2 protein-coding genes, 1 tRNA gene and 1 pseudogene are annotated in these 1,100 nt (G+C 55.9%); 1 reads left to right on the top strand and 3 read right to left on the bottom strand.

From position 1 onward, the window contains the following. Nucleotides 1-209, top strand: a 209-nt coding sequence (locus EOD15_RS37155; protein WP_245463865.1) for a hypothetical protein, incomplete at its 5' end; no start/stop codon positions are given. Between the two features lie 32 nt (nt 210-241). Here EOD15_RS37155 and EOD15_RS37150 read toward each other — a convergent pair. The 3 genes and pseudogenes from EOD15_RS37150 to EOD15_RS36395 form a co-directional block, all read right to left on the bottom strand. Beyond that, a pseudogene (locus EOD15_RS37150) lies at nt 242-316 on the bottom strand (GIY-YIG nuclease family protein); the annotation flags it as partial. A gap of 234 nt (nt 317-550) precedes the next feature. Beyond that, a tRNA-Ser gene (locus tag EOD15_RS34660) sits at nt 551-641 on the bottom strand. Between the two features lie 52 nt (nt 642-693). Next, the coding region (locus EOD15_RS36395; protein WP_206618718.1) for a hypothetical protein at nt 694-1,100 on the bottom strand (407 nt) is incomplete at its 5' end.

Raw genomic sequence — 1,100 nt, 5'->3', positions numbered from 1 at the left:
GATGTTCATTTTCTGACCTCCAGTCAGAATCGAATGAAATTACGGGAGCCGCCGCCCGCTTCATCGGAGTAACGAGCTGTTATCGCTATCTCTTTTTGGAAAACCGTGGGATTTTTCGTAGGCCTGCGGCCGTCACCAAAAGCGTTTGTTGGCGAAAGCGTGCCCTGAACCGGATTGAGATAACCTCGAATGAAGCTGCCTTGGCCTGATCCGGGAAGGCCATATGAGTGACGATCCGCCATGGCAGGAATTTGGACGCATTGGCTGGATTTCCCGAATTGTGCTCGGCAAGCCGTCGTTTCAGGTCCGACGTCATGCCGACATAACGCCCGCCTTCCGCAACCTCGCTCTCGAGAATACACATACCACATGAGCCAGCCCCTCCTTGCCAATGCGAGAGGGTACCCCTGCTTGGCCGAAGGGCAGCTGCTAACCCTGTTTTTGCAAGAAATTCAGGCGCTTGAGCCCTCCTTCGCTACGGCTTCGGAGGGCATTTTGCTTCGCGCGGAGGTCGGGACTTGTCCTGCGAAGCGCGCAGCGCGAAGCAGGATGGCGGAGAGGATGGGATTCGAACCCACGAGAAGCTTTTGACCTCTACTCCCTTAGCAGGGGAGCGCCTTCGACCACTCGGCCACCTCTCCGTTGCGCCGCTGGATAAAGAAAAGCGCCGGCACAATCAACAAGCCCGCATCATTAAATGCAAAAATTAAGAAGGCGCCGAACCGCGACCTTCCATGGATGTGGCGGTCTTGCGGTTGTTTCTGGCCAGCGACTCGGGAACTCGCCATGATTCCGGCGGCCCTTCGCCGGATTCGGCGCAAACAAGGGATTGCGGCGGGCCTGATGGTTAACGAGAGCTTTCTGAGTGAGGCCAAATCGTGTCATTTGTGCAACAACGCCAGGGGATAGCAGCCAGGCAGCCCTTTCGTCGGTACGATCGTGGTTGAACGCCGCCGTCTCATGGGTAATGTCAATTTCGAAGGAGCGGCGCGGTGCGCATCTTTTTCGGTAGTGGGGATGGGGCAGGGAACGCTGTCCTTCAGCAAAGAATACCCAGACCCGTTTTTTAACTTTTGACTGGAGGTCAGAAAATGAACATT

It is taken from the genome of Mesorhizobium sp. M7A.T.Ca.US.000.02.2.1 (assembly GCF_003996995.1).
GTDB lineage: Bacteria > Pseudomonadota > Alphaproteobacteria > Rhizobiales > Rhizobiaceae > Mesorhizobium.
The sequence above is the reverse complement of the archived record's forward strand: the minus strand, read 5'-3'. Positions and strand labels throughout refer to the sequence as shown.